The sequence below is a fragment of the Sandarakinorhabdus sp. genome (assembly GCF_040398645.1).
In the GTDB taxonomy this organism is placed as follows: domain Bacteria; phylum Pseudomonadota; class Alphaproteobacteria; order Sphingomonadales; family Sphingomonadaceae; genus Sandarakinorhabdus.
The window spans coordinates 3,278-7,199 of sequence record NZ_JBBATR010000075.1 but is presented as its reverse complement, the minus strand read 5'-3'; the positions used below and the strand labels follow the sequence as shown (position 1 = coordinate 7,199).

Genomic DNA, 3,922 nt, shown 5'->3' with positions numbered 1-3,922 from the left:
GCACACCCGCCAGCAGCGCGCCGCGCCGCAGCAGATATTTGGAATATTCAAACGCCAATCCCGGCGCGTGCGGTTCGGATGGCACGGCATCGGGCAGCACGGTCACGCCGGCCGGCAGCACCCGCGCCAATTCCAGCCGTGCACGCCGCATATGCCCGGCCGATGTCACCAGCCGGATCGATGTGAACTGGTTTTTCGCCGCCCAGCGCGCGGTTTCCTCGGCATTTGAACGGGTATCGATGGCTTCATAGCCCAGATCGGTGCTGTCCAGCCGCCGTGTCGCCACGCCAAAGGCCGCCGCCAGTTGCCGGCGGCTGGTGTTGGCCCCAACCCCCGACACCAGCATCCGCCGCGCCGACCCCGATTCCACCACACCTAGCCCGCGCCGGAAGCGCCCCGCGCCGCCGGTCAGCACCACCACGCCGTCCGTCTTCACGGCCAACGGCGCCGCGCCCGGCAGCGCCAGGCTGAACCAAATGAGGCCCAGGCACCACGCCAGCAGCGGCAGCGCCGCCAGCCGCGCCAGCCACAGGCCCGCCCCGGCGCGCCCAGTGCGCCCATTGCGACGCGGGGCATTGGCCCCATAAGGCCGCGGCTTGGGCATCGGCCGGGCGGGCGGCGCGCGATAGGCGGGCTTGCGGCTCACATCTCACCGCGCTGGCGGCGGATGGCAAACCATTTGTCACGATTGCGGTTCTGTTCGGCCAGGGTCTGCGCAAAGACATGGCCGCCGCTGCCATCGGCGACAAAATACAGCGCCGGCGTCTTTGCAGGGTCCAGCACCGCCTCGATCGACGCGCGGCCAGGATTGGCAATCGGGCCGGCGGGCAGGCCGGGCTTGAGATAGGTGTTATAGCCGGTATCGCGCTGCAATTCCGAACGGCGGATGCGGCGGCCCAGCGGCTTGCCCCTGGTGATCGGGTAGATCACGGTCGGATCGGCATCCAGTTTCATGCCGATGCGCAGCCGGTTGCTGTAGACGCCGGCGATGGTGCGCCGTTCGGACGGCTTGCCGGTTTCCTTTTCCACGATGCTGGCCAGGATCACGGCAGCGGCCGGGCTGGTCACCACGCTGGTCTTGCTGCGCCTTGGCCACAGTTCAGACAGGGTGGTGATCATCGCCGTCTGCATGCGCTTCATTACCACGGCGCGGTCCTCGCCGGGCTGATATTCATAGGTGTCGGGCAGGACGCTGCCTTCCGGCGGCGGCGCAGCGGTGCCGGTCAGGCCGGGCAGCGCGTTGATGCGCTGCGCAACCAGCACGGCCGGCCAGCCTTCGGGGATGGTCACCGAAAGACGCTCGGTGCGGCCCTGCTGCAATTTTGCGATGATGTCACGCCATGGCGTGCCCGCAGCCAGACGGTAGGTGCCGGCCTGCACCGGCGCCGCATCGCCCAGCACGCGCACCAGCAGGCGCAAATGCCCCGCCGAACCCACCACCCCGGCGCGTTGCAGATCAGCAGCGACGCGGTTCAGGCCGCTGCCGGGCGCAACCACGAAGCGCTGCGCCGGGCCGCTAGCCAGTCCAATGCCAAACCATGGCGCAACTGCCAGCGGCACGCCGAGCAGCAAAAGCAGCCCGAAAAAAGCCAGAAGTGCGCGGCGCAACACTAGTCCATCACACGCCGCGCATCACCAGCGTGGCATTGGTGCCGCCAAACCCGAAGCTGTTGTTGAGCACGGCGCGGATGCGGCGCGGCTTGGCGACATGCGGCACCAGATCAATGCCCGCACAGGCGTCGGACGGATTATCAAGGTTGAGCGTGGGCGGCGCGACCTGATCGCGCATGGCCAGCAGGCAGAAAATCGCTTCGACCGCGCCAGCGCCGCCGAGCAGATGGCCGATGGCCGATTTGGTCGACGACATCGACACATTGCCGATGGCATCACCAAACAGCCGCCGCACCGCGCCCAGCTCCAGCTCATCGCCCATCGGAGTCGATGTGCCGTGCGCGTTGATATAATCAATGTCTTCGGGATTCAGGCCAGCGCGCTTGAGGGCCATGGCCATCGACCGAAAGGCGCCCGAACCTTCCGGGTGCGGCGCCGTCACGTGCCAGGCATCGCCGGTCAGGCCATAGCCGATCACTTCGCCATAGATTTTGGCGCCGCGCGCCTTGGCATGTTCATATTCTTCCAGCACCACCACCCCGGCGCCTTCGCCCATCACGAAACCATCGCGGGCCTTGTCCCAGGGCCGGCTGGCGCGGGTGGGATCATCGTTGAAATTGGTGGACAGCGCGCGGGCCTGCGCAAAACCGGCGATGCCGAGCGGGCACAACGCGCTTTCGGCGCCGCCGGCCAGCATGACATCGGCATCATCCAGCGCAATCATGCGCGCAGCGTCGCCAATGGCATGCGCGCCCGTCGAGCAAGCGGTCACCACAGCATGATTGGGGCCCATCAGGCCGTATTTGATCGAAACCTGCCCCGAAATCAGATTGATCAGCCGGCCATGCACGAAATGTGGGCTGACCCGGCGCGGGCCTTTTTCATGGAGCACGATCGATTCGGCTTCGATGCCGGGCAAACCGCCGATGCCGCTGCCGATCGAGCAGCCGGCGCGGAAGCGCTGTTCCTCGGTCATGTCGGTCAGGCCGGCATCTTCGATGGCCTGGCCGGCAGCATCGATGCCGAAGATGATGAACGGATCGACCTGGCGCTGCACCTTGTAATCGACACGCTTGTTCGCGTCGAAGGTCATGCCGGTGCCGTCCCCGGGCTTGACTTCACAGGCGATGCGGCAGGCCTGGTTGCTGGCATCAAAGCGGGTGATCGGGCCAGCGCCAGAGCGGGCGGCAAGGATATTCGCCCAGACGGTTTCGACATCACTGCCCAGCGGGGTGACAAGGCCCAGACCGGTGACCACTACTCGGCGCATTGGCATTCCGTTCGTTGCTGGCCAGGCAATGCTGGCCATTCGTTGCTGGCGTCTGCGTTACCCTCAACATGAAGGGGCCTTGTTTCGCACATCGACACCAAAAGCGCAAAACGGCCCTTCGCTCGTGCCAAGCGAAGGACCGTTTGCTGTGCAGCCGACAATGCCGGCCCGGCCGCGCGCAGCTTGCGCCGCGCACCGCCTGCCGCACGATCAGCCCTTGCTGTTTTCAGCAATGAAACCAATGGCATCAGCCACGGTGAGGATTTTTTCAGCGGCATCATCCGGAATTTCGACGCCGAATTCTTCTTCGAACGCCATCACCAGTTCCACCGTGTCGAGGCTGTCCGCGCCCAGATCGTCGATGAAGCTGGCGGCTTCGGTGACCTTTTCGGCTTCCACGCCCAGATGCTCAATCACGATCTTCTTCACGCGTTCGGCGACGTCACTCATCTTCATTCCCCTAGGTTACGGCTGTGTTGTGCCGGCGGATTGCTTCGTGGCGATAGCCCGATGGGGAAAGGGTGGCAAGAGCGCAGCGCCGCGAGCGCGCGTGCCGCGCGCCGACAGGCGCAAGCACGGCCGGGCGGGCGGACGGCCATCAGGCCGACCGAACCGCTTCGACGGCGCGGCTCCGCCGCGCTCTTTCTTCCTGCTCTTTCTTGCACCCGAAGCGGACTCGGCGGCTCCGCCGCCGGCCGCGCGACAAAGCTCGGAACGTGCCAACGCCGCTGCGTCCGTCCAGCAGCGCGCGGCCGGCGGCAAAGCCGCCGAGTCCGCTGTATTCTAAAGCAAGTAAGAAAGAGCGCGGCGGAGCCGCGCCGTCGAAGCTGTTCTGCCGGGCTGATGCCCGTCAGCCAGCCCGGCCGCGTTTGCGCCTGTCGGCGCGCATTGCTTGCAATGCGCGCTCGCGGCGCTTCACGGCATCACCATCCCGCCATTCACATGCAGCGTCTGCCCCGTCACATACCCAGCCTCACGCGACGCCAGATACACCACAGCCGCCGCAATATCCCCGCCCTCACCCAAACGGCCAGCCGGAAT

Annotated in this window: 5 protein-coding genes; all 5 read right to left on the bottom strand. The window is 66.3% G+C overall.

What is annotated here, in order from left to right; all coding sequences use genetic code 11:
* Positions 1-646: YdcF family protein (locus ABWP50_RS12375; protein ID WP_353218291.1), on the bottom strand; the 646-nt coding region annotated here is incomplete at its 3' end.
* On the bottom strand, positions 643-1,611 hold the full coding sequence (gene mltG, locus ABWP50_RS12370) for an endolytic transglycosylase MltG (RefSeq protein ID WP_353218290.1): 969 nt from the start codon (positions 1,609-1,611) through the stop codon (positions 643-645). The genes ABWP50_RS12375 and mltG, both read right to left, overlap by 4 nt.
* A 7-nt stretch (positions 1,612-1,618) precedes the next feature.
* The gene (gene fabF / locus ABWP50_RS12365) at positions 1,619-2,881 is read right to left on the bottom strand and encodes a beta-ketoacyl-ACP synthase II (RefSeq protein ID WP_353218289.1); all 1,263 of its coding nucleotides are present in this window, start codon (positions 2,879-2,881) and stop codon (positions 1,619-1,621) included.
* Between the two features lie 210 nt (positions 2,882-3,091).
* The gene (locus ABWP50_RS12360; protein ID WP_353218288.1) at positions 3,092-3,331 is read right to left on the bottom strand and encodes an acyl carrier protein; all 240 of its coding nucleotides are present in this window, start codon (positions 3,329-3,331) and stop codon (positions 3,092-3,094) included.
* A 465-nt stretch (positions 3,332-3,796) separates the two neighbouring features.
* Positions 3,797-3,922, bottom strand: a 126-nt coding sequence (locus ABWP50_RS12355; RefSeq protein ID WP_353218297.1) for an SDR family oxidoreductase, incomplete at its 5' end; no start/stop codon positions are given.

Coding starts and splice junctions, on each gene's coding strand:
- fabF (WP_353218289.1), bottom strand. CDS start 2,881: ATGCGCCGAGTAGTGGTCACCGGTCTGGGCCTTGTCACCCCGCTGGGC.
- ABWP50_RS12360 (WP_353218288.1), bottom strand. CDS start 3,331: ATGAGTGACGTCGCCGAACGCGTGAAGAAGATCGTGATTGAGCATCTG.